This window comes from Pseudochryseolinea flava, assembly GCF_003286915.1.
GTDB classification, from domain to species: Bacteria; Bacteroidota; Bacteroidia; order Cytophagales; family Cyclobacteriaceae; genus Ohtaekwangia; species Ohtaekwangia flava.
In genome coordinates this window covers 782,077-805,826 of record NZ_QMFY01000001.1, presented here as the reverse complement: position 1 = coordinate 805,826, position 23,750 = coordinate 782,077, and the positions used below count along the sequence as shown (strand labels likewise).

Sequence of the window (23,750 nt, the reverse complement as noted above, 5' to 3'; positions counted from 1 at the left end):
AAATCTGTGGCTACGCTTTATCTGTAAAATGACGCATTCCTTTATCCTCTGAAAACTTTTCCGCGTTGTAACTCGCTGATTCTCCTTTCGGTATCGATAAACTTTGCCATTCTCTCTCCTTCAACATTTTTGCCAAGTAAACAATTTGGCCAACGTGATGTGGATAATGTGCCAACTGGCGTTGCAGCGCATCCAAAACAGTATGCCCTTCATTCCGGATGAAAACAACTTTATCAAGATCTGGTCCTTTCAAGTTCGCTAGCGCATCCAATAGAACTCGCCATCCATTCTCCCACGCCACCAACATTTCTGATTTCGTAGAAAAGGCCTTTTCAAATTCCTCCTCACGATTACGCCAAGGCTTCTCTCCATCACTTGTTAAAAAATCTGTGAACCGCGAAATCATATTTCCGCTCAGGTGGGGTACGATCAACGCGATGCTATTACTTACTTCATTTGGACGCCAGTTTATTTGTTGATCATTCACTTGCGCAATGGCTTTGTCGCCGAGCGATTTGTAATAAAGGAAAAGCTTCCGGGTGCTGGTGAGAAAATTTTCATTCATACAATCATGGCCATAAAAAAAGCCGTCCCAATGACTCAGGACGGCTTTCTAACAAATAAGTTTTCGAATCACGCAGATTTTTGTAACTCCATTTCCTCCTTCTTCACTTCATACTCCTTACGAAGTTGTGCCGCGTGCGCTTTGTTCTTTGAATACTTAACGTGATTGGGGACACCTTTCAAATCCCAGATTAACCCCACAGCAGCAAAGCTTCTCAAGATGTAATATGTAATATCAATTTCCCACCAGAAAAACCCTTGACGTGACGCTGTTTCATAATAGTGGTGATTGTTGTGCCAGCCTTCGCCTAAAGTGAGAAGGGCAAGCCAGATACTGTTACGAGACTCATCATTGGATTCGTAACGCTGAAAACCAATCTTGTGCATAATGGAATTGATCGAGAAGGTCGCATGATACAGAATCACGGTACTCAAGAAAAATCCAACGAGAAGGGTAGACATACCGTGGTGCGTAAACATTTCCGTAATGCTACCGCCATTAACAATACCACCAAGTGCCGTTACAAATAATGCCAGGGCCAATGGGGGAACGAAGTGATACTTGTTAAGCCATACCAACTCTGGATATTTTGCATAATCGCCAATCGTTTTATAATCTGTCTTCTTGAAGTCTGGGCCAACAATCCACCCGATATGTGAATACCAGAATCCGTAGATTTTCATCGAGTGAGGATCCGCCGGCGTGTCGCTATGGCGGTGATGATGGCGGTGATGAGCAGCCCACCAAAGTGCGCCCTTCTGAGCAGAAGTTTGCGACATGAATGCGATAATGAATTGAAAAAATCTTGACGTCTTATAAGACTTATGGGCGAAATATCGATGGTAGCCACCTGTTACCCAAAACATGCGGATCAAGTAGAGCACAGCACATACGATCCAATCGAATGTGGTAACAGGAACAAAGAACGCCGCCAGGGGAACCAAGTGAACAATTGCAAAAGCAACCTCCTGTTTAAGGATCGGCTTATTGCGAATTTCAGGTTGTAGTGAAGAAGAAGTTGTTGCCATGATTTTTCAAACATCAGAACAGCGAAAATTGATTCACCGTCGCTTGTTAAAAAAGTGATATTTCACACAAAGTTAATCCATAATTGCGAATGCCGTATCCGACTGACACCCAGTTTGATTACAAACAACTGTATGGTAGCCATAATATTATGCGGCATGCATAACATCATCCTGAATGTGTCGATTCAAAGCGTTATCTTTGTAGACTTATAGCAGGATGAATCACGCACAAACCATAGCGCTTTACCAGCCGATGCTCCACACGATCGCATACAACCTCGTGCGTTGTAAAGAAGATGCAGAAGACATCGTGCAGGAGACCTTCACTAAGTGGTTATCTGTTGATCATCAAAAAATTCAAAACACAAAAGCGTACTTGATTCGCGCCGTTACGAATAACTGCCTAAATCACCTTGACTCGCTCCGTAAGAAAAAAGAGGAATATCTCGACAACGTTTCTGAGGCCTTTCAGCGCTTTAAGGAAAACAACTTTGCACACTTAGATTTTGATGCTGCCATTCATGTGTTGCAGGCCAAGTTAGAACCCCTCGAACGCGCCGTATTTGTTTTAAAAGAGGTTTTTGACTTCGATTATGATGATATTCAGCATGCACTAGACAAAAAGAAAGAGCATTGCCGACAACTCGTGTGCCGCGCCAAGCAAAAGTTGACCGAGGAAACTTCGCGCATCACGCTTCCCGATACCAGCCGTTGGATTGACAGCTTTAAAAAAGCTTGTCACCTTGGAAATGTCGCGGATCTCGTTCAGGATCTCAAAAAGGACATTTCTGCCTTCACCGAAAAAAAATTCTAAAAAACTTCAACATTTCTGTCACAGAATCGCGCCTAGCCGGTCTTACATGTTGTAGAGCCCAAAGGACCTATTCGTAAACATTTTTCACTGAAACCTAGACTTTCGCATGACTATCATTCTTGCATTTTTTGTGGCACACTGGTATCTGTCGCTTTTTTTCCAGACTTTTTTCCTTCACCGGTATGCGTCTCACAAAGCATTTACCATGAATAAGACGACCGAAAAGGTTTTTTACGTCTTAACGTGGATTTTCCAAGGATCAAATTATTTAAGCCCGTACGGTTATGGTGTTATGCACCGCATGCACCACGCTTTCGCAGACACAGAAAACGATCCACATTCGCCTAAGTACGATGAAAGCATCTGGGCGATGATGTGGAAAACCAAAACCATCTATTCTGATATTGCCAACCGCCGTATTGAAGTTGACAAGCGCTTCACTGAAGGTGTTCCTGATTGGTCTACTTTCGATAAAATCGCTCGTTCATGGCCGTCTAGAATTTTCTGGGGCGCCATCTACATCGCGATTTATGCGCAATTCGCTACCGCTTGGTGGTTATGGCTTCTTTTGCCGATTCATTTCCTAATGAGCCCTATTCATGGTGCAATCATCAACTGGTTCGCACATAAATATGGCTATAGAAACTTCGAAGTAGGCGATACGTCAAAGAACTTCCTTCCAGTAGATTTTCTGATGATGGGCGAAAGTTATCACAACAATCACCACAAAAACGGTGGCCGCGCAAACTTTGGCGGTATCCGCTGGCACGAGATTGACCCGACTTACATTGTGATCAAGGTGCTTAACAAGTTTAACATTATCCAGATTGCATCACAGCGCGAGCTGCGTGTCGACAATGTGAAGAAAGCAGCGTAAGAAGGTCTGACCCTTTACAAATCATAAAAAGAAGGACGCTTCGGTGTCCTTTCTTTTTTTCAACCCATTACCGCCCGAAACATTCAGCTTTTTTTATCAGCTTGAATACGTGATCTTTGCACTTGACTAATACTATATACGTTGACATTTGAGGATTTTAATTTCGACCCGAAACTGCTAGAGGGGTTACTGTCGATGGGCTATTCAAAGCCTACGCCTATTCAAGAACAGGCAATTCCGCTCATTCTAGATAACAAAGATGTTATTGCATGCGCTCAAACAGGTACTGGAAAAACCGCTGCTTATATACTTCCTATTCTTAATAACATCGTTCAAGCAGAAAAGCGCCACCTGAATACATTGGTCATCGCACCGACACGAGAGTTGGCACAACAGATCGATCAACAGATTGAAGGTTTTGCATACTTTCTCGGCGTAAGTTCCATTCCAGTTTATGGCGGCGGCGACGGAGCAACGTGGGACCAACAGCGAAAAGCGCTGGAAGAAGGTGCAGATATTATCATTGCTACGCCGGGTAGATTAATCGCACTATTAGCAACGGGAAAGATTGTACTCGACCATCTTGAACATCTTGTACTCGACGAAGCCGATAGGATGCTCGACATGGGTTTCTATGACGACATCGTGAAGATTATTAATTATCTTCCAAAAGAGCGACAAACGTTGTTGTTCTCAGCAACGATGCCTCCTAAAATTCGTCAGCTCGCAAATAAAATTCTCAACCAACCACAAGAGATCAACATCGCGATTGCAAAGCCAGCATCTGGAATTCTGCAACAAGCATATGTTGTTCATGATGAGCAGAAGGGCGCCGTACTAAAACACATTTTGAAAACTATTCCCTGGAATAGCGTGATCATATTCGCATCGACAAAAGAGACGGTGAAAAAATTAGATCATGCTTTTCAAAAAGGAAAGCTTCCGGCGCGCGCTTTTCATTCTGATCTAGAGCAAGCCGAGCGTGAAGAAATTCTCCGCGGATTCAAGAACAAACAAATTACAATGCTCATCGGCACTGATGTGTTATCGCGCGGTATCGATGTTGAAGGAATTAGCTTGGTAATCAACTGGGATGTACCTCCGGATCCAGAAGATTATGTTCACCGCATTGGACGAACTGCGCGCGCGGCTACCACAGGAACCGCCGTTACGTTGATCAACCAAAAAGACCAACGGAAGTTCTTCGCAATCGAAAATCTAATTGGCGACTCGATCACAAAATTGCCACTACCAGAAGGGCTAGGACCGGGACCAGAGTATACGCCAGAAGTGAAAACGAAGAAGCCATTTCGTCGAAAGAACTTCAAGAAAAATTTTAAGAAACAATCTGGCGGAAGTACAACAAAATAGTTGTTCCGTCGTCTTTACGTGATAGAAACCCCCTCTCTATGACTGTCCGTACCGAATCCACGAATCTGCTTAGAGCAAGCATCTCAAGAGTTATTGATATAAATGACGATGAGTGGAAACTAGTGCTGCAATATTTTTTTCCGATGCGCTTGAAAAAACGCGAGCCGTGGTTCACAGCCGGTAGTGCTTGCAACGAAGTAGCGTTTGTCGTGAGTGGTTGTGTACGAACGTACTTAATGAAAGATGGGAACGAACGCAGCGGCCAATTCTTCTTTGAGAACGAGTGGTACACAGACTACTCGACATGGCTTGGCAAGTCCCCAACAACCTTCGGCGTAGATGCAGTAGAAAATGCCGAGCTACTACTCATTAACTTTCGCGACCTTGAAAGGCTCTACAAAGAGCTACCAAAATTCGAACGCTTCGGTCGCATCATGGCAGAAAGTGCGTTGTGGGGTCTTTGCATTCAAAAAATCGCTTATATGAAGGACTCCGCTGAAGCAGCTTATCTGCAACTTTTGGAATCACGACCAAATGTTATTGAGCGCGTGCCGCAACACATGATCGCTTCATACCTCGGAATAGAGCCCGAAACGCTGAGTCGAGTACGCAGAAAAATATCCCAGCAAGCGCAGACAACAACCGTTTAAAAACGGTGTTGCAACTTTCAACGCACGCTTCCGCCGAGGATTCTCCTGGTGACCTGTTGATCTAGATCAACAAAAGTGTTGGTTTTAGTTAATTCACATCAATGCACGTAGGGGTACTTACGATCATTTTTGTCTTGCTAAAAATCAAAACTTCTTCATGAAAAAAACCTTTAACCTTTTCTCATCCATTTCCATTGTAATCACGATGCTTCTTCTCGTGCACTACAATGATGTCGTGGCGCAGTCAACGCAAACAATTCGTGGTCGCATTGTCGATGAAGTTACGCAAACACCATTGGTCGGTGTGAGTATCACGATCACTACATCAACAGATAAATTACTTGGAACAATAACCGATGCCGAGGGAAATTTCCGAATCGATAACGTACCTGTAGGACGACAAATTTTAAAGATTACCTATGTTGGTTTTCAGGAACAAACCATTCCAAACACTGTAGTCACTGCAGGAAAAGAAGTTGTTCTCAACGTATCGCTTGTAGAGAATGTCAATAATCTTAATGAAGTTGTTGTTACGGGAGATGGTAAGGAGGATAAAACTGCTACGAATAATGATCTTGCTGTTGTAAGTGCTCGATCATTCAACGTGGATGACACAAAGCGCTATGCCGGTGCGTTGGGTGATCCATCAAGAATGGCAGCAAATTTCGCCGGCGTAATCGGTGGCGACGACTCACGCAATGATATCGTTGTACGCGGAAATTCCCCTACAGGCATGCTATGGCAGCTCGAAGGATTAAACATCCCAAATCCAAATCACTTCGGAGCACTCGTTAGCACCGGAGGTCCCGTTAGCATCCTCAATAATAATAATATCGATAAATCCGATTTTATGACAAGTGCGTTCCCTGCACAATATGGAAATGCTACGGCTGGTGTGTTCGATTTAAAACTTCGTGATGGTAATAATCAACAAACTGAGTTCATCGGACAAGTCGGCTTCAATGGATTTGAGTTCGGTGCAGAAGGTCCATTCAAAAAAAATTCCGATGCTTCATACATTGTTAACTACAGGTACTCGACGCTTGCCATATTCAACGCATTGGGAATGGAGTTCGGTACAGGATCAAACATTCCTTATTATCAAGATTTGAATTTTAAAATCTCGCTACCATCTAGCGGAAATGGCAAGTGGACGTTGTTCGGACTCGGTGGAAAAAGCGAAATTGATCTTCTGGGAAGCGAAGCCGAGATCGAAGGCGACGATGATTTATACGGTGACGCCAATGCTGATGCATATCCACGATATCAAACCGGCATCGTTGGTCTTAGCTATGAAACAAATCTATCAGACAAAACATTCGCGAAGTTTACAGCAGGCATTAGTAGTACTGAAGAAAACTGGCACTCCGATTCGCTCGTGAGAAATCAGGACAACATCGTGATCGGCAAACATCTTGAAGGCGAGGCGAAATTCACAACCACGAAATATTCCGTTAATTTCTTAACACGAACAAAGTTTAGTGCAAAGAACAGCATTACATCGGGTGTTACGGTAGATGCTATGCAATTCGGTTTATACAACCGCGAAGCGTATGCCAATCTAGGCCGAGATACAGTGCGTTTAGATGTAGACGAATCTGCCACACTCTTTCAGGGATTTTCAACCTGGCGCCATCGGTTCAACAACAACTTCTCCGTTAACACGGGTGTTCATACACAGTACTATACCCTTAATGAACAGTGGGCGGTTGAACCTCGTGTAAGCGTTCAATACATTGTTAATCCGAAACACTCATTGAGTTTAGGTTATGGTCTGCATCATCAAGTGCAAAATATCACAACGTCGTTTATGCAGACAAAAACACTGACGGGTCCAATACTCACAAATAAAGATTTAGATTTCACACGAAGCCAACACTATGTGCTTACATATGATTGGAACGTGACACCCAACTCAAGACTAAAAGCAGAAGCGTACTACCAAAACATCGATAAAGCACCCGTCGAAGCGCATCGATCATCATTCTCTGCCCTCAACACCGGTGCAAGCTTTGGTCCAGTTGACGAAGACAGTCTAGTGAACAATGGAACAGGTACAAACTATGGGATTGAATTAACCCTCGAACGATTCTATAACCGAGGATTTTATTACCTCGTGACGACGTCAATCTTTGATTCAAAATATAAAGGCAGTGATGGCATTGAGCGGAACACAGCATTCAATACGGGCTATGTATTAAATGTGCTGGCTGGAAAAGAATGGAAAATCGGATCGAATGGAAAATTCTTTTCAGTGAGTTTGAAAGTGACAACAATCGGTGGAAAATATTTGACACCTGTTGATGTTGCACGCTCTCAACAGTATCAGCGAACCATTTATAAAGATGGACAGGCCTACAGCGACAAACAAGATCCTTATTTCAGAACTGATCTTAAACTTTCTTACAGAAAAGAGTACAAACGAAGCACGTTAGAAATTGCTATGGATTTGCAAAACGTAACCAATAACCAAAACGTGTTTTCCCAGAACTACAATGTAAAGACAAACTCTACCGTTACGCAATATCAACAAGGATTCTTTCCGGTGCCTTTTGTGAGATTCACTTTCTAACTGCAAAACCGGATTGTAAAAACCACTGCTCTCTTCAAGGGCAGTGGTCATTTTTTAGGAGATGTCGAAGAGCTACTTTCTCTTCATCAGCGTTATTACTTCATTCAGTTTGAGCAGCGCCTCCACTGGACTTATTGTATTGATATCAAGCTTATCAATCATCTCTTGAACTTCTTTCAGCCGCGGATCCATTTCAAACAAGTTCATTTGCGGTGTTGGTTTCGGAATTTCTGCAATCTTACGCTTGCCTTCATTCTTGTGTTTGTCTTTCTCCAAAAAGTGAAGAATCTCATTTGATCGCAACACAACACGATTTGGCATTCCGGCAATCTGCGCTACGTGAATACCAAAGCTGTGTTCGCTGCCACCTTCCTTCAACTTTCGCATGAAGATAATTTTATCACCCACCTCTTTAACCGACACATTAAAGTTTTTCACGCGTGGAAGATCTTCTTCCAGTTGATTAAGCTCATGATAATGCGTTGCAAAAAGCGTTTTCGGTTTGAAGTCCTTATGGTTGTGAAGATACTCCACGATAGACCATGCGATCGATACACCATCATACGTGCTCGTACCACGACCAATTTCATCCATCAAGATTAAACTGCGATGACTGAGGTTGTTCAAAATACTTGCCGTCTCTGTCATCTCAACCATAAACGTTGATTCGCCCTTCGATAAATTATCGGAAGCGCCAACGCGCGTAAATACTTTATCAACAATACCTACCGACGCAGACGTTGCAGGAACAAAACTTCCAATCTGTGCCATCAGTGTAATCAATGCAACTTGTCTGAGCAACGCCGATTTACCAGCCATGTTAGGACCCGTGATGATCATAATCTGTTGCTTGTCGCTGTCTAAGAAAATATCATTCGGGACATACGATTCACCAATCGGCAATTTTTTCTCAATAACCGGATGTCGTCCAGCCTTAATATCAGTAATAAGAGAGTCATCGACGACGGGCTTAGCATACTTGTTGGCTTTCGCCACAACAGCGAATGACAACAGGCAATCAATCGTTGCTAACACACGTGCATTCTGCTGAATCTGCGGAATGAAATCGGCGGCAGTCGTGACGAGCGCATTAAAAATGCGTTGTTCAATTACAAAAAGTTTTTCTTCGGCATGTAAGATCTTTTCTTCATAAACTTTCAGCTCCTCAGTGATGTAGCGCTCCGCGTTCACCAACGTCTGTTTACGAATCCAATCTTGCGGTACTTTATCTTTATTGGCATTACTCACTTCCAAGTAGTAGCCAAAAACTTTATTATAAGAAATTTTAAGTGAGCCAATTCCTGTCCTTTCAACCTCACGCTTTTGAATTTGCATGAGATAATCCTTTCCTGAAAAAGCAATTTTGCTCAACTCGTCAAGTTCAGCATCAATTCCTTCCTTAATGAGACCGCCTTGATTGCTGTTAATGGAAACATCTTCGCGCAGTTCTTTTTCAATCTTCTCAAGAAGAAATTCACAGGGGTGAAGTTGGTCGGCAAGCTTTTTTAAAGCATCCGAGTTGTGAGAAGCAAGTGCTTGCTTTACTGGCTCAATACATTTTAGAGAACGTTTGAGTTGCAACATCTCACGCGGATTGATCCGGTTCACCGCGACTTTTGAAATTAATCGCTCGAGGTCGCCAATTTGTTTTAGCGGATCACAGACTTTGTCCGAAAGAAAATGGTCGGTATAAAATGTGTCAACGATTGATAAACGTTCGTCGATGGCGACTTTATCTTTCAAAGGTAGGATCATCCATTTACGCAATTGGCGAGATCCCATCGGCGTAACAGTACGATCGAGAATCTCTATCAATGGCACGCCACCATCTTGCTGTGAATGTACAATCTCCAGGTTTCGGATTGTAAACTTATCGAGCCAGACGTAGCGATCTTCATCCAAGCGTGAGATCGAAGAAATGTGAGACGTATCTTTGTGTTCTGTATCCTCCAGATAATGCAGAATTGCGCCGGCAGCGATAATTGACTCACCGAAATCTTCGACACCAAATCCTTTTAACGACGCCGTCTTAAATTGCGTGATGAGTTTTTCATAGGCGTAATCATATCCGTACACCCAATCCTCAAGTGCGTAGGTGCTATATTCTTCAGAAAACAGGAGTTCGAATTTTTCGCGCGACTGTTTGCTGAAAATTATTTCCGAGGGCGCAAAACCCTGGATGAGTTTCATCACATAATTTTCATTGCCCTGAGCGGCAAAAAACTCACCTGTCGACAAATCCAAAAATGAAACGCCGAATGCATTCTTCCCGCCAAAAACCGAAGCCAAAAAATTATTTTGTTTTCGTTCGAGGACGTTGTCATTAAAGGAAAGTCCTGGTGTAACAAGCTCTGTCACGCCGCGCTTCACAATACCTTTTACCATTTTCGGATCTTCCAGCTGATCGCAAATGGCTACGCGATGGCCCGCGCGTACAAGTTTCGGAAGGTAGGTATCGAGTGAATGGTGGGGAAATCCCGCCAGTTCGATTTCAGATGAAGACCCTGCGCCACGTTTAGTCAAGACGATGTCTAGCACCTTGCTGGCTTTCACGGCATCCTCGCCAAAAGTCTCATAAAAATCTCCAACTCTAAATAATAACAACGCGCCGGGATACTTTGCCTTAATGACATTGTATTGCTTCATCAGCGGGGTTTCTACAGGGGATTTAGTTTCAGCCATAACGGCAAATATAAGGCTGACTTTCAGATGTAAAATGCTACTGCAAAAGAAAATAGCGCTTCAACTTTCGCGCATTAAAGTGTTGGATAATGCTATCGTTTAAGGCAAAAAGAATCAGGATTTCACAAGCGCCAACTCCTCTTCCAGCTGCGCAATGCGGTCAAGATATTCTCGTTCTTTGCGCGCAACGGCCTCTTGTGTTGCGGTGAGTTCCTCAAGGTTTTGACGCATCTCCTCCTCGTTTGAACGCAGTTCTTCCGACATGGTCTGCGCTTGCTGAAGTAACTTGCGCGTACGTTCATTTATCTTGCTATTGCTGATAAATGTCGCCAGCGATTCGCTTAACGTTTCAAGTAATTCAAAATGATGTTCTTCCATTGGATGAAATGAGGCCAGCTCCAATACGCCTTCAATCCCGCCGGCATTTTTAATCGGCATCACAACAAGAACGCGAGGCGCAGCATCGCCTAAACCCGATGTAATATGAACATAATCGTTCGGCACTTTCTTCAAATACATTTTGTGCCCTTCAATAAATACCTGGCCCAGAAGACCTTCACCGGGTTTTACCGCACGCTGCAAATATTTTTTTCGCTCGTAAGCATAACTTGCTACCTGTTTCAACTCAACAACCTTATCATCCTTCTCCTCGGCAATAAAAAGTCCGCCTTGATTAACCTTCATGAACTTGACCAATGCCGAAAGCCATGTATCGAACACCGTCTCACTTTTTTCCGACTGCAGAATTACACTCAGCTCGGCTACGCCTTTAGCAACCCAATTTCGTTGGTCATCTTTTGTGCGCGCCTCTTCTAATTCCGATAATGTTTTCCGAAGCGACTCTTCATTTTTCTTCAGCGAGTCCGTTTGCGCCAATGCTTCATCGAGCATTTTTTTCACCTTCAAATCGTACTGGTTGCCCATACCAAACATAAAACCCGCTGCGGCAAGCGTCATGATTGTCATCACCAGCGAATCTTCGAAGATGATTGCATAATGATCATTTTTTAAACCGAGTGAAACATAATCGATATCCATCGCTTCATGAATCCAATCATACCCAACACCAAGCGACACGATAAAGACGACCGAAAACCAAACATAGAGTTTTTCGGCGGCGGTAAACATGGTGAAAGGAAGCACCACCGAGCCGATGATTATCATTCTCGGTGTGGCATAATGGAGAATATCGATTCCTTCGGCACCATCAAATTTTTGCGAGATATTCAAAATGAAAATTCCAAGTGCAGGAATAATGCTTACAATTAAACGCGAGGTATGAATCATATCCAGCGCGTTAAAAAAAGGAATACTAAGGGCGACTACAAGCATTCCCAAAAATGGCAACACCGCAGAGTTCTCGCGGAAAAGAAATACGATCATAAAGCAGGATGTGAGGAAGGCGATGAGCATTCCAAAACGATTCGACAAAATGATCCTGCGCGACAATCTGAAATCCATGTCGAGTTTTACACCGAGACAGGAGACTTTTTTCCAGAGTGATTTTTCTTCCATGGTCATAGCACGAGCAAACGGGTTTCGTCCGAAATTACAGAATAAGAAGATAACGCCCTATATTTCGCGTGCGGATTACAACGGTGAATATGAAAAAACTAAAACTTGAAGAGCTGGGAAGAATGAGTGTGGATGATTTTAAAACCGCGGAGAAACTGCCGGTTTGTATTTTACTCGACAACATTCGCAGCCTGCACAACGTCGGCTCGGCTTTCAGGACCGCCGATGCATTTCGTTTGGAGAAAATTTATCTAACAGGAATCACCGGCACTCCGCCGCACCGTGAAATTCAAAAAACCGCGCTGGGCGCTACCGAGTCCGTTGAATGGGTATATGCCGAGAAAACGGAGGAGGCCCTAAGAACTTTAAAATCAGAAGGCTACAAAATTTTAATTGTTGAGCAAACCTCCAGCAGCATACCGCTGCATCACTTCACACCAGAACCACATGAAAAATATTGCCTGGTCTTCGGCAATGAGGTGAACGGCGTAAGCGAAGAAGCAATCGAACAGGGCGATGAGGCGATTGAAATTCCACAGACAGGAACCAAACACTCTTTCAATGTGTCGGTGTGTATGGGAATCGTGCTCTGGGAAATCTTTCGCAAACTCCGACTTTGAACAAAGATCAGCGAATGCTCTGCTAAAGCGTGTACCTCCGCCCTTTATTTTCTTTCTGCAACCATGTCATCAACGGAGCAAAATAATTCAGCAAGGGCTTCGCACTAACTTCTGACCCAATGGTTGCTTTTAAATGTTCTCTCCAATCGACCGTTGCGCCTGGGCTTGTGAGTTGCTTTAGGAATGCGCCGGCTTCTTTACTTCCCCAATAATTCGTTGCGTGGACATCTTGTTTCAAAATGTTTTTTGCGATGTGTTCATGAAATTGAAACAGCAAAATTTCTGCAATAGAATAGTCATAGTATTGCGCCGCGTCGTCGATGATGTGTGTTTTAGAACAAGCGTCACAATATTTTTCATCGCGATCAGTGGGAGGAACAATTCCTTGATATTTTTTCACCAGTTCCCACCACCGTTTATTGAATTCGGTCTCAGGAAGATTCTTACTGTATAGATCATGTTCAAACTGCGTCATCACGCCGGCACCCCATGGAATCACCACAATATGTTGAAGCGCATCTGACAAAAGCTTGAGTGTATCGTTCGTCGCTGTGCCTGGCGGAATTAATTTTACATTTTCTAACAGTGGCTTTTGCAAAGATGCCAAGCCTATTTGGGTTCCGATCGCTTCATGGAAAGCTCGGTTTGCACCGGCTCTTAGCACGAGCGGAACTTCTGGTCTTGTGTATGCTTGGTAGTAGTAGATGTGACCTAACTCATGCAGCGTTGTCTCCCACCATTCCGTATTGGTTTGAATACTCATCAATGAACGTACATCCTGATCGAGATCGACATGCCACGCCGATGCATGATTATTTTTTTTGTATGTTGCGTCGGCAGGAAGGGGATATAAACTTGACTTTTCATAAAATGATTTCGGCAACGGATCAAAACCCAACGACACATAAAACTCCTCACCCTTCTTCACAATCCATTCTGGTGATTTCTTTTTTAAAGTATCGTCAATGTTCAATCCTTCAACGGATACCATCGCCGTCCAATCTTGTCCCCATTGATTCGTAACCCAATGCGCCGGCAAATATTCGGGAACTGGTTGCTTATATTTTTTTGCTAATGTGTAGCGGGCCCACGTATGAAGTTCACGATACAACGGCCAGATTTCTTTGATAAATCCTTCTGTCATCGCAGTCATTTCTTCGCGTGTCATGCCAAATTCTGAAACCTGGTAACTGAAGAAATCATCATAGCCTAATGCTTGCACACTTTTGTTCCGAAGATCGCGTAGCTGAACAAGGCCTTTCTTTAGCGGCACACCAACCTCTTTACTCGCATTCCACGCTTTCAATCTTTCAGTAAGTTTTGATGATGATGTAAGCACGTCGTTGATGTCATTCTTGGTAACAGATTTTCCATCGATCTTAAAATCAAAACCAAACAACACCTGCGTTTGCGTCGCGTTTTCTTTTGTCAGGGCCTTGACGATCTCGGCCGCTTTCGCAGGATTGCCACCCGCCATAAACAACATTTGATTGAGCTGCCTTACTTGAATCGTGGTAAGTTTTTCCTTTATCGCCAGTAGATTTTGAATGGAGTCGATATTGGCGTCGCTTCCAGTAAAGTGATTAAGCTTGTTAGTAGCTTCCTCGTATTCGCGCTGCGTGATCGTATCGCCGTCAACAATTTTCGTATTGAGGTTCCAAGATTTTTCACCCGAGGCCGTGTATAGCTTTTTGTATTCAGCACTATAGGCCGAAAGGTAAGCATCGGCGCGATCTTGATAGGACGTATTCGCATCTTCCTCCGACTTTTTCCCGCATGACATCAAAACGGCAACACCTGATAAAATGAAATACTTGAGAAGGCTTTTCATAACGATCTGTTTAGGTTAATCTAAATTAATAAACAACGCGTTAGCATCATCACACTATTTTATCCGCCTGTGTTCTTATTTATTCAACTGTTCGGCTCCGAAGTGACACCAGTTTTAAGATCATGAAGAAGCAAGAAGTAAGTAGTAGAAAGCATTAGTAGCTTGTTCTGCCGTTGAAGCCGCAAAGATGCGCCAGTTAGCTATACTCTCTTTGTGTAAGATAAGTGCAGGAAGAGTATAGGATAAGTACAAGATGACTGGAGGAACACTAGTAGAAAACCATAGAAACACTAGGCATGGACTCGATGATGTAGGTGAAATCGTAAAACTATATACTTTGATTTTGGCTGACACATACGATATCACAATCGAGATTAGGTTGGCATTAAAGTTATCAATTCACTTGATATCCTGGCGGGAGTTAATCAATTTGTTATTCATTAAACAATAAAAGATGTCGTTCTTCAAAAAAATAAAATCGTCGCTGAATCTGCTTCAACAGCTCGATATGGACAAAATTGCCAAGCTTTCAGAAAAAGTTGATCTCAACAAAATGGTTGGACTCGTAAGCAGCATGAAGAGCGAGGATCTTCAGAAATTGATGAAGTTTATGGAAGGCGGAAAAAAGAAGCATGAGTTTCCTGACATCGATGGCGACTTCTACGACTTGCACCAACTGCTATCGCCTGAAGAACGCGCCATTCAATTGAGCGTACGCGAGTTCATGCAGAAAACGATCAAACCAATTGCCAACGAGTATTGGCTAAAAGATGAATTCCCTCATCATATTATTCCCGAGGTCGCCAAGCTTAACATCACCGGATTGACTTATCAAGGATACGGTTGCCCAGGGAGATCTTCTTTGTTAGAGGGATTTCTAGCGATGGAAATGGCGAGAGTTGATTGTTCTATTTCTACATTCTTCGGCGTGCAAAGCGGATTGGCGATGGGCTCTATTTATTTCTGCGGATCAGAAGAACAAAAACAAAAATGGCTTCCTCCGATGCAACGAATGGAGTTAATCGGCGCTTTCGGATTGACCGAACCTGAAGTGGGTTCCGGCGCAGCGGGTGGACTAACGTGTACGTGCAAAAGAGAGGGCGATTCTTGGATTCTGAACGGACAAAAGAAGTGGATCGGCAATGCAACATTTGCTGACCTTGTCATTATTTGGGCACGCGACCTTGATGATGGAAACGTGAAAGGATTTATTATTGAAAAAGGAAATCCTGGGTTCAAAGCTGAAAAGATAAAGGGCAAAATGGCATTGCGCATTGTTCAAAATGCGCTCATTACGCTAACAGATTGCAAAGTTTCAGAAGTTAATCGACTGCAAGAAGCGAATGGTTTTAAAGACACTGCTAAGGTACTTCGCATGACGCGCGCTGGCGTAGCATGGCAAGCGGTTGGTTGTGCGCGTGGTGCTTACGAAAGCGCACTCGCATACACAAACGAAAGGAAACAGTTTGGAAGAACGATTAGCAGCTTTCAAATGGTACAAGATCTTTTGGTTGAAATGCTTAGCAACCTTACAGCCATGCAAACGATGGTGTGTCGCCTGTCTCAACTTCAAGATGCCGGCAAGCTTACCGATGAACAAGCTTCTCTCGCGAAAGTGTTCTGTACGTTAAGAACGCGCGACGTTGTGAGTCATGCGCGTGAGTTGTTTGGTGGCAATGGTATACTCATTGAGCATGATATTGCGCGTTTCGTTGCCGACGCAGAAGCAATTTATTCATATGAGGGCACGAAAGAAATCAACACACTCATTGTTGGAAGAGCGATTACGGGGCAGAGTGCTTTTGTTTAGGTTAATCGTTAATCGTTAATCGTTAATCGTTAATCGTTAATCGTTAATCGTTAAATCGTTAATCGTTAATCGTTAACAAAAATAAAGCTGCTCCTAAAAAAATTAAGAGCAGCTTGTTTTTTCTTCCGGATTTTCCATCCATGCCTTCGTATCACTACGGCAGGCAAGCTTCCGGACTTTTTCTTAATTCAATTTAAAAGTCTTCTTCACCTGATCAACAAAATCAAGTTTTTCCCAAGGGAACAATTCCACTTTTACTTTCTTCTCGTTGTTTTTTCCTTTGTTGAAAATCTTCTCAACAGTTTTTGGTTCACGACCCATGTGGCCGTATGCCGCAGTTTCTGCATAAATTGGCGTTCTCAAACCAAAGCGCTCTTCAATAAAGTAAGGACGCATGTCAAAGATCTTCGCTACCTTTTCTGCAATCTCACCGTCGCTCAATGATGTTTTTGCAGTGCCATAAGTATTGACATATAAACCAACTGGTTTAGCAACACCGATCGCATAAGCAACCTGTACAAGCACTTCATCACACAATCCTGCAGCGACAAGATTTTTTGCAATGTGACGTGTAGCATATGCAGCAGAACGGTCAACTTTCGATGGATCTTTTCCTGAGAAAGCACCACCACCGTGTGCACCTTTTCCACCATATGTGTCGACAATGATTTTACGACCTGTTAACCCGGTGTCGCCGTGTGGTCCACCGATTACGAATTTACCAGTCGGGTTTACGTGATATTTGATATCATCTCCGAAAAGATTCTGAACGCGTTTCGGAAGTTTCTTCTTAATTCTTGGAACCACGATGTTGATAACGTCTTCTTTAATTTGTTTCAACATGGCAGCATCTTTACCAAACTCATCGTGCTGTGTCGAGATCACGATGGTATCGATACGTGATGGTTTGTTATCATCACCATACTCAATCGTCACTTGCGATTTCGCATCAGGGCGGAGGTATGTCATTACTTTTCCTTCTCTACGAATCGCAGAAAGTTCACGAAGAAGAAGATGGGCAAGTTCAAGCGGAAGCGGCATGTAGTTATCCGTTTCGTTTGTCGCGTAGCCGAACATCATCCCTTGGTCGCCAGCGCCTTGATCTTCTTTTTTCTTACGTTCTACCCCTTGATTGATGTCAGCAGATTGTTCGTGGATCGCTGAAAAGATCCCGCAAGAATTTGCTTCGAACATGTACTCGCTCTTGGTGTAACCGATTTTGCGGATTACTTCACGCGCGATGTCTTGAACATCAAGATATGCCTGTGATTTTACTTCACCAGCCAACACCACCTGACCAGTCGTTACCAGTGTTTCGCAAGCTACTTTAGAGCTCGGATCATAGGCTAAGAAATAATCGATGAGCGCATCAGAAATCTGATCTGCAACTTTGTCCGGGTGTCCTTCGGAAACTGACTCTGAAGTAAATAGATAGGGCATAGTATTGTGAAATAATTTTTGATTGTAAGCGGGCAAATTTAGGTTGAAAACTCTAAAAGCAAAACCCCATTAGGCCAATAGATTTTAAGACGCCAGAAATAAAAATACCGCAGGCGTTTTCGGAAACGTGATGTTAATCGTCTTCCATTTTTTGACCGGAAGAGAAATGATGAGTTCCCCCTTTCCGGTAACATCTGCTGCAACACACAAACGGGTCTGATCTTGCAACGATTTGATCAGATTCGAAAACACGGTGTTATTCCGGTAAGGGGTCTCGATGAATATCTGCGTCTGATCACGCGAACGCGATTCCTTTTCCAATGTTTTGATTGCTTGCGCGGCATCTTTAGCGTCGATCGGAAGGTAGCCGTGAAACGCAAAACGCTGTCCATTTAATCCAGAGGCCATTAATGCTAATAATATAGAGGATGGACCAACCAACGGAATAACCTTTACGCCGTTCTCATGGGCCCATCGCGCCGCCAAGGCACCAGGATCGGCAATGCCAGGGCAACCCGATTCAGAAAGAACACCCATCGAATTTCCTTTCAACAATGGATCCAAAAGTGCCCCCATTGTTTCGAAACGCGTTTCTTTGTCCAGAATTTGAAAATTTAACGCTTCTATACTTTCATAGATCTTTAAGCTGCTGAGAAATCTTCGCGCGCTACGAACGTCTTCGGCGAGAAAATCTTTCAAGGTGGCAAGCGTTCTTTTCATATCGGGTGGCAATGCTTGGTCATGCGTATCGGGTGCGATAAGGTTGGGGATCAAATACAAAATGCCTTTATTCATGATTTAATTGCGCTTTTTCCAATGGGCAAGTTGCTGATAATTGTCGGAATAGTATTCATCATCGTAGGACTGATTGTCATCTTCATCCCGAAGCTGCCGTTACCTGGCAAACTTCCAGGCGACGTCGTGATAGAAAAAGAGAACTTTAAACTTTTCCTCCCCATAACCTCGTCTATACTGATAAGCTTATTGCTGTCGCTGATATTCTATTTCATTAACCGTTATAAAAACTAGCGATGTTATACCGGAACTTACCTCATATCGTTAAACCATCGATTCCGGCTTAGTTTATTTAAGCTTTATTTCCGAATTTCAAGGTTCCAATTTTTTTTGTGAAGAAGGTTAGACCATATTTTTTCTTTTGTGTGCTGTTTTTGACTTTTCAAGCAACAGCTCAAAAAGCAACTACTTCCATTCCGCTCAGTTTTCCAGACAGTGTTCGCATCGTTTTTGAAAACACAAAGAATGTCGACGCAACGGTGATCGGAACGAGCTTCGCCTCGGCTTGGACTTCCTTTACGGTTGACCAACAAATGATTATTCAGCGACAGGCATTTCAAATGCGGAAGAAGAAATACCCGACAAAACCTGCACTGGTAAATTACTTCGGTTGCTTAGCTAACGCCGTTAGTGTGGAAAGAGCAGAAGCTTCAAAGATTGATGCATTTTTAAAAGTTGCCGGACAAGTAATCGCCAATGACCCTACGCAAAAAGCGCAGTCATTTTTTCAAATCAGCCGCATTTTCTTCCAAAATCACGCCCTGCACTACGAGAAATCATTTCGTCTTTATGCAAAAGACGATGACTACACCTTCGATTACATCGCGCCTGTTGCTACGTTTGACATGAACGACACGACGAGTATTCCAACAACGGGTGAAGAACAAGCCCCTTCGGAGACTGTTGATGAGTATGCCGACAGCAATGAACCTCCGATGGACTCCGTATTTGTTGACGCGCCGTTGTGGATGAATCCTCCGCCTCAGCCGTTTCTCGACGGACCTGTATTAAAATTCAACAAAGTATCGCTACTCTTTGTCACCAAATACGATTCCGTTCAACTAAAGAATACGAAAGGGTCGCTATCTCTTCGAAACAGTTTATTTGTAGGTGAGAATGGAACATTCGACTGGACATCGGCAGGACTTAGTCCGGACAGTGTATACTGCACATTAACGCAATACAATTTCAACGCAAACAAAGCTGAATTGAAGTCGGATCTCGTTAAGCTGAATTACGTGGGAAAAACACCTGGCGCGATTCCGGGAACATTTGAGTTTAAATCTCAACCGAGAAAAGATTCTGTCCCGTCGTCGTACCCAACCTTTAAATCATTTCAAAGTAATTTAGAGATCAAAGGAATTGGCGACGAGAATGTTCGTTACCGCGGTGGTTTCTCACTCAACGGGCGAAAAGTATCGGGCGCGTCTGTCGACAATGACTATTCTACTATCGAAGTGTTCCATGCGGGCGAAAAGAAATTTATCGCAAAATCGCCAAACTTCATCTTTACTGACTCCACGATTAGCGCGAACGTAACAAAGGTTAGTCTTCTCCAAAGAAATGATTCCATCACACATACTTCTGTACGTATGCGTTATTGGTTTGGAGCAGACAGTACGCAGCGATTAATGCTCATCAAGGATAAAGGATCGAAGAAAAATACGCCATACTCTGCATCATTCTTCAACATCGATTTTTCATCTGACATCATCAAATGGAATTTATATTCTGACAGCTTAGACTTACTTACCGATGGCGGCCGAAACGATGTGCCGATGATTATCGAATCGGTAGATTTTTACGATCCCGAGGATTTCCGACTCTTGAAAGGTGAGGGCTTTAGTTTTCATCCACTGTCATTGGTAGCAAACTACTGTATTAAAAACAAAGTGCGTGAGTTCTATTCAGGAGAATTGGCTTCCGTTGTAAACAAAGACGGTCGTGAGGTAAAAGGCGCGATAGAATTTCTTGCGGAGAAAGGAATGTTAACCTACGATCCGAAAACGGATGTAGTGCGCGTAAAAGAGAAGGCAATTCTTCTCTACAAAGCTTCGAAAGGGGAGATGGATTACGACAATCTGAAAATTCATTCTGTTATTGATAGCTCCGCAAATGCATCGCTGAATTTCAAAAAAGGTTACATGACGGTACGTGGTGTTGGAGAATTCCGCGTTAGTGATTCGTTGAACGTGAGGATCGATCCAGATAGTAGTGTCATCACGTTGATGCAAAACCGTGATATTAAATTCGACGGTACCGTACGGGCAGGTAATTTCGAAATCAGCGGGAAGGGGTTTACACTTAAATATGACAGCTTCTTTATTAGCCTGGCGCACATCGATTCGATTAACTTTTTTGTGATGGAAAAAAATGCCAAGGGGCAATCCATCAGAAGAAAGCTGAACAACTCCATGGTCGGCGCCGATAGTACGGCAGCGCAGGCAGGGGGCATGGGAGACACTTCAAAAAAATCGGGAACACTCTTTATCAGTAGGGGAAATAATAAATCCGGGAAAAGAAAAATTCCGAATTATCCGCGACTCGATGCGAGCGCTGGTGGCGTTATTTATTTTGACAGACAAGAGGTTCTCGGTGGCGTATATGATCGATCCATGTTTTTCGTCGTGCCGCCGTTTAAGCTTGATAGTTTAAATGATGCAGATCCGGCGTCGATAAACTTCGAAGGTACTTTCGTATCGAGCGGAATGTTCCCGGCGTTCAAAGAAAAACTTCATTCACAACCCGATAAGTCACTCGGTTTTGAACATACCATTCCAAAGAAAGGATATCAACTCTACAATGGCGATGGTAAAATGACAGGATCCCTCACCATGGATAATCGTGGATTAAGAGGAACGGGTAAAATAGAATACCTCGCGGTAACTGTGTCGTCTCCTGATTTTGTTTACTATCCCGATTCTGTAATTACAAAGGGTGACCGTGCTACGATTGCTCAAAAACAATTTGGTTCGGTCGTATTTCCGCAAGCTTCATTGCCGGACTTTGAGATGAAGTGGTATCCGAAGTCGGATCAGATGAAGCTCAAGAATAAAGGAGAGCCCTTTAACTTTTACGATTCCACCGCACAAATGCGAGGTACGTTGACTGTTTCAAAAGAAGGTGTGGCGGGTGCAGGAAAACTAGAGACGCGTGGTACCGAACTAGTTTCGCGAAACATGAACTTCACTGCTACAGATTTCGGCGCACGTCATGGAAAATTCCGGGTTAAAAGTGATGATCCTAACAAACCTCTTTTAACAGGTACGGATGTGCGTGTGAAGTTTAACCTTGAAAAAAATTACGCAGATGTTAGTCCGGAGGTGGCCGGCGTTGCAGCGATCGATTTTCCATTCGCACAATTTAAGACGTCCATTCCCGAAATGCATTGGGATATCACAGAGCAGAAGATCACGATGAATAAAGATCCAGATGTGCCGCTCGAAAACTCCTACTTCTATACAACGCGAAAGGATCTTGACTCTCTAAATTTCCTCGCTGAAAAAGCGGAGTACGATCTTAAAAAACAAGAACTAAAGGTAAGTGGTATTCCCTATATCATTGTCGCCGACGCGAAGATTACACCAGAGAACAATGAAGTCCTCATTCTCGAAAACGCAAAAATCGGCACGTTGAAAAATACGGTGATTGTTCTCGATACATTAAATGGTTATCACCGCTTAACCGACGGCGTTGTTGATATCGTATCGCGAAAAGAGTTCAGTGGATATGCGACATATCAATATGTTAATTTATTGAAAGACACCTTTGCTATCAAGATGACGGATTTTCACCTTGAGCAAATCGAACAAACTGAAAATACATCGCGCCGCGCGCAGCGAAAAGAAACTGCTGCCACACAGCAAACAGTAGGCACAGGTGCAGTCGATGAAAAAGAAAACCTCGTATTAGGAGCTGGTATGTTCTACAAAGGCGACATGGTGATGTACGCAACAAGACCAGCATTGATGCTCAAAGGATACGTCAAACTCGACATCCAAAAAATAAAGAACTACAACACCTGGATTCAGTATAGTCAGTCGGGCGATGAAACTGATGTACACATCAATTTCGACGAAGCAGTAACAGAAGACGGAAAACGTGTGAACGCCGGATTACACTTCGAAAGTACAGACAACAGTTTATACGTTTCGTTTGCCAGCGACAAACGTCATGAGGAAGACGAAGATTTCTTCACACCGAGTGGTACGCTTTATTATGATACTGCTTCGCATGAATTTAAAATCGAAAACTTGGAGAAGGCTGCTGGCAACGCACTGTCTGGAAAAGTGTTTGCGTATAAAGACGAAAACCAACAAGTTCGTTTCGAAGGCCCAGTGAAACTGTTTAATGGATCGAAAGATTTTAACATCATTTCTACAGCGATTGGACAAGCCAATATGGAAAGTCATGATGTAAAAATGAATTCCTTGCTCGTTGTAGAAAGTAATGTGCCGGTAACTGTTTTCGATTTGATGGCCAGACAAATTGCAGATGTCATTAAAAATGAAGGTGCTGCTGATGGATTAGGTGATCAAACAGAGCTCCTCTACAAAATCGCAGACATTGTGGGTGAACGCGCTGCTAAAGACTTCGAGCAAAAAAGCTTACAGGGTTACGTATCACTCGCGACGATTCCCCAATTGGCAAAACCACTGGTCTTTTCGAATGTAAATCTCAAGTGGTCACCGAAGCACAAATCATTCTTTAGTGAGGGAAACATTGGGATGTCGAACATCGGACGCACCGATGTAAACGGCGGCTTCGAAGGGTTCATGGAAATAAGAAAAAATGAAGACGGTGCTTCTGTATTTCACGTTTTTGTGAAGGTGTCGCCAGAAGCTTGGTATTACTTCGGATATGAAGATGCTCGCTTAATGGTACACACATCCAATGGAGAGATCAATGGAATCGTTTCAAAGAAAACGAATGCTGGCAAAGCGAAGGTTGGTGAAGTTGCTTTCATACCCGGAACAGATGAAGAAGTGTTGGCATTCATTAACAAGTTCAGGCAACAATATTATGGTATTGATTTCCCGTACAGTCTGAGCGATTTATCGAGCGCAACACCTGCTAAAGAAGAAGGACCTCCGCAAGAACAAGGTCCAACTCAGAAAAAAGAAGAAAACACAGAGGAGAAGAAGAAAGAAGAGGACGACGGTTTCTAGATCGCAATCCAA

At 43.3% G+C, this 23,750-nt stretch carries 16 protein-coding genes; 9 read left to right on the top strand and 7 right to left on the bottom strand.

The window, feature by feature from the left end:
- Positions 1–10: 10 nt before the first annotated feature.
- Both DQQ10_RS03640 and DQQ10_RS03635 read right to left on the bottom strand, forming a co-directional pair.
- Positions 11–565, bottom strand: coding sequence for a DUF1572 family protein (locus DQQ10_RS03640; protein WP_112745409.1), 555 nt, complete (start codon positions 563–565; stop codon positions 11–13).
- Positions 566–633: 68 nt separating this feature from the next.
- Positions 634–1,593 carry an acyl-CoA desaturase gene (locus DQQ10_RS03635; protein WP_112745408.1) on the bottom strand — a complete coding sequence of 320 codons (960 nt, stop codon included), beginning with the start codon at positions 1,591–1,593 and terminating at the stop codon, positions 634–636.
- A gap of 217 nt (positions 1,594–1,810) precedes the next feature.
- On the opposite strand from DQQ10_RS03635, the gene DQQ10_RS03630 reads away from it, so the two are divergent.
- From DQQ10_RS03630 to DQQ10_RS03610, 5 genes are all read left to right on the top strand, one after another.
- The gene (locus DQQ10_RS03630) at positions 1,811–2,407 is read left to right on the top strand and encodes a sigma-70 family RNA polymerase sigma factor (RefSeq protein WP_112745407.1); all 597 of its coding nucleotides are present in this window, start codon (positions 1,811–1,813) and stop codon (positions 2,405–2,407) included.
- Between the two features lie 106 nt (positions 2,408–2,513).
- Entirely contained in the window at positions 2,514–3,284 is a 771-nt protein-coding gene (locus DQQ10_RS03625; protein ID WP_112745406.1) for an acyl-CoA desaturase, read from the top strand.
- Positions 3,285–3,425: 141 nt separating this feature from the next.
- Entirely contained in the window at positions 3,426–4,655 is a 1,230-nt protein-coding gene (locus DQQ10_RS03620; protein ID WP_185147020.1) for a DEAD/DEAH box helicase, read from the top strand.
- A 38-nt stretch (positions 4,656–4,693) separates the two neighbouring features.
- Positions 4,694–5,305 carry a Crp/Fnr family transcriptional regulator gene (locus DQQ10_RS03615; protein WP_112745404.1) on the top strand — a complete coding sequence of 204 codons (612 nt, stop codon included), beginning with the start codon at positions 4,694–4,696 and terminating at the stop codon, positions 5,303–5,305.
- A 157-nt stretch (positions 5,306–5,462) separates the two neighbouring features.
- Positions 5,463–7,877, top strand: coding sequence for a TonB-dependent receptor (locus DQQ10_RS03610; RefSeq protein WP_245970262.1), 2,415 nt, complete (start codon positions 5,463–5,465; stop codon positions 7,875–7,877).
- Between the two features lie 72 nt (positions 7,878–7,949).
- Here DQQ10_RS03610 and mutS read toward each other — a convergent pair whose 3' ends face one another.
- Together mutS and DQQ10_RS03600 are read right to left on the bottom strand one after the other, a co-directional pair.
- A complete protein-coding gene (gene mutS, locus DQQ10_RS03605; protein ID WP_112745403.1) occupies positions 7,950–10,559 on the bottom strand; it encodes a DNA mismatch repair protein MutS in 2,610 nt (869 codons plus the stop codon).
- Positions 10,560–10,673: 114 nt separating this feature from the next.
- On the bottom strand, positions 10,674–12,080 hold the full coding sequence (locus DQQ10_RS03600; RefSeq protein WP_112745402.1) for a GAF domain-containing protein: 1,407 nt from the start codon (positions 12,078–12,080) through the stop codon (positions 10,674–10,676).
- Positions 12,081–12,163: 83 nt separating this feature from the next.
- On the opposite strand from DQQ10_RS03600, the gene DQQ10_RS03595 reads away from it, so the two are divergent.
- Positions 12,164–12,694, top strand: a complete 531-nt coding sequence (locus DQQ10_RS03595; protein ID WP_112745401.1) for an RNA methyltransferase — start codon at positions 12,164–12,166, stop codon at positions 12,692–12,694.
- Between the two features lie 22 nt (positions 12,695–12,716).
- Here the strand turns inward: DQQ10_RS03595 and DQQ10_RS03590 are convergent, their stop codons facing one another.
- Positions 12,717–14,525, bottom strand: a complete 1,809-nt coding sequence (locus tag DQQ10_RS03590; protein WP_112745400.1) for a M2 family metallopeptidase — start codon at positions 14,523–14,525, stop codon at positions 12,717–12,719.
- A 454-nt stretch (positions 14,526–14,979) separates the two neighbouring features.
- Between DQQ10_RS03590 and DQQ10_RS03585 the strand changes: the two genes are divergently transcribed.
- Positions 14,980–16,335, top strand: coding sequence for an acyl-CoA dehydrogenase family protein (locus DQQ10_RS03585; protein ID WP_112745399.1), 1,356 nt, complete (start codon positions 14,980–14,982; stop codon positions 16,333–16,335).
- Between the two features lie 183 nt (positions 16,336–16,518).
- Here DQQ10_RS03585 and metK read toward each other — a convergent pair whose 3' ends face one another.
- Together metK and DQQ10_RS03575 are read right to left on the bottom strand one after the other, a co-directional pair.
- A complete protein-coding gene (gene metK / locus DQQ10_RS03580) occupies positions 16,519–17,775 on the bottom strand; it encodes a methionine adenosyltransferase (protein WP_112745398.1) in 1,257 nt (418 codons plus the stop codon).
- Between the two features lie 84 nt (positions 17,776–17,859).
- Complete coding sequence (locus DQQ10_RS03575; protein WP_112745397.1) at positions 17,860–18,570, bottom strand: SAM-dependent methyltransferase; 711 nt, start codon at positions 18,568–18,570, stop codon at positions 17,860–17,862.
- 21 nt (positions 18,571–18,591) lie between these two features.
- Between DQQ10_RS03575 and DQQ10_RS03570 the strand changes: the two genes are divergently transcribed.
- Positions 18,592–18,804 (top strand): DUF2905 family protein, encoded by a 213-nt coding sequence (locus DQQ10_RS03570; RefSeq protein WP_112745396.1) that lies wholly within the window; start codon positions 18,592–18,594, stop codon positions 18,802–18,804.
- A 98-nt stretch (positions 18,805–18,902) separates the two neighbouring features.
- A complete protein-coding gene (locus DQQ10_RS03565) occupies positions 18,903–23,738 on the top strand; it encodes a hypothetical protein (RefSeq protein ID WP_133259521.1) in 4,836 nt (1,611 codons plus the stop codon).
- The last annotated feature ends 12 nt before the right edge of the window (positions 23,739–23,750 follow it).

Bases quoted from the DNA above. Each gene is read 5' to 3' on its own strand.
- DQQ10_RS03570 (WP_112745396.1), top strand. From the start codon at position 18,592: ATGGGCAAGTTGCTGATAATTGTCGGAATAGTATTCATCATCGTAGGA.
- mutS (WP_112745403.1), bottom strand. From the start codon at position 10,559: ATGGCTGAAACTAAATCCCCTGTAGAAACCCCGCTGATGAAGCAATAC.
- DQQ10_RS03585 (WP_112745399.1), top strand. From the start codon at position 14,980: ATGTCGTTCTTCAAAAAAATAAAATCGTCGCTGAATCTGCTTCAACAG.
- DQQ10_RS03595 (WP_112745401.1), top strand. From the start codon at position 12,164: ATGAAAAAACTAAAACTTGAAGAGCTGGGAAGAATGAGTGTGGATGAT.
- DQQ10_RS03575 (WP_112745397.1), bottom strand. From the start codon at position 18,570: ATGAATAAAGGCATTTTGTATTTGATCCCCAACCTTATCGCACCCGAT.
- DQQ10_RS03600 (WP_112745402.1), bottom strand. From the start codon at position 12,080: ATGACCATGGAAGAAAAATCACTCTGGAAAAAAGTCTCCTGTCTCGGT.
- DQQ10_RS03590 (WP_112745400.1), bottom strand. From the start codon at position 14,525: ATGAAAAGCCTTCTCAAGTATTTCATTTTATCAGGTGTTGCCGTTTTG.
- DQQ10_RS03615 (WP_112745404.1), top strand. From the start codon at position 4,694: ATGACTGTCCGTACCGAATCCACGAATCTGCTTAGAGCAAGCATCTCA.
- metK (WP_112745398.1), bottom strand. From the start codon at position 17,775: ATGCCCTATCTATTTACTTCAGAGTCAGTTTCCGAAGGACACCCGGAC.
- DQQ10_RS03610 (WP_245970262.1), top strand. From the start codon at position 5,463: ATGAAAAAAACCTTTAACCTTTTCTCATCCATTTCCATTGTAATCACG.
- DQQ10_RS03625 (WP_112745406.1), top strand. From the start codon at position 2,514: ATGACTATCATTCTTGCATTTTTTGTGGCACACTGGTATCTGTCGCTT.
- DQQ10_RS03640 (WP_112745409.1), bottom strand. From the start codon at position 565: ATGAATGAAAATTTTCTCACCAGCACCCGGAAGCTTTTCCTTTATTAC.
- DQQ10_RS03630 (WP_112745407.1), top strand. From the start codon at position 1,811: ATGAATCACGCACAAACCATAGCGCTTTACCAGCCGATGCTCCACACG.
- DQQ10_RS03635 (WP_112745408.1), bottom strand. From the start codon at position 1,593: ATGGCAACAACTTCTTCTTCACTACAACCTGAAATTCGCAATAAGCCG.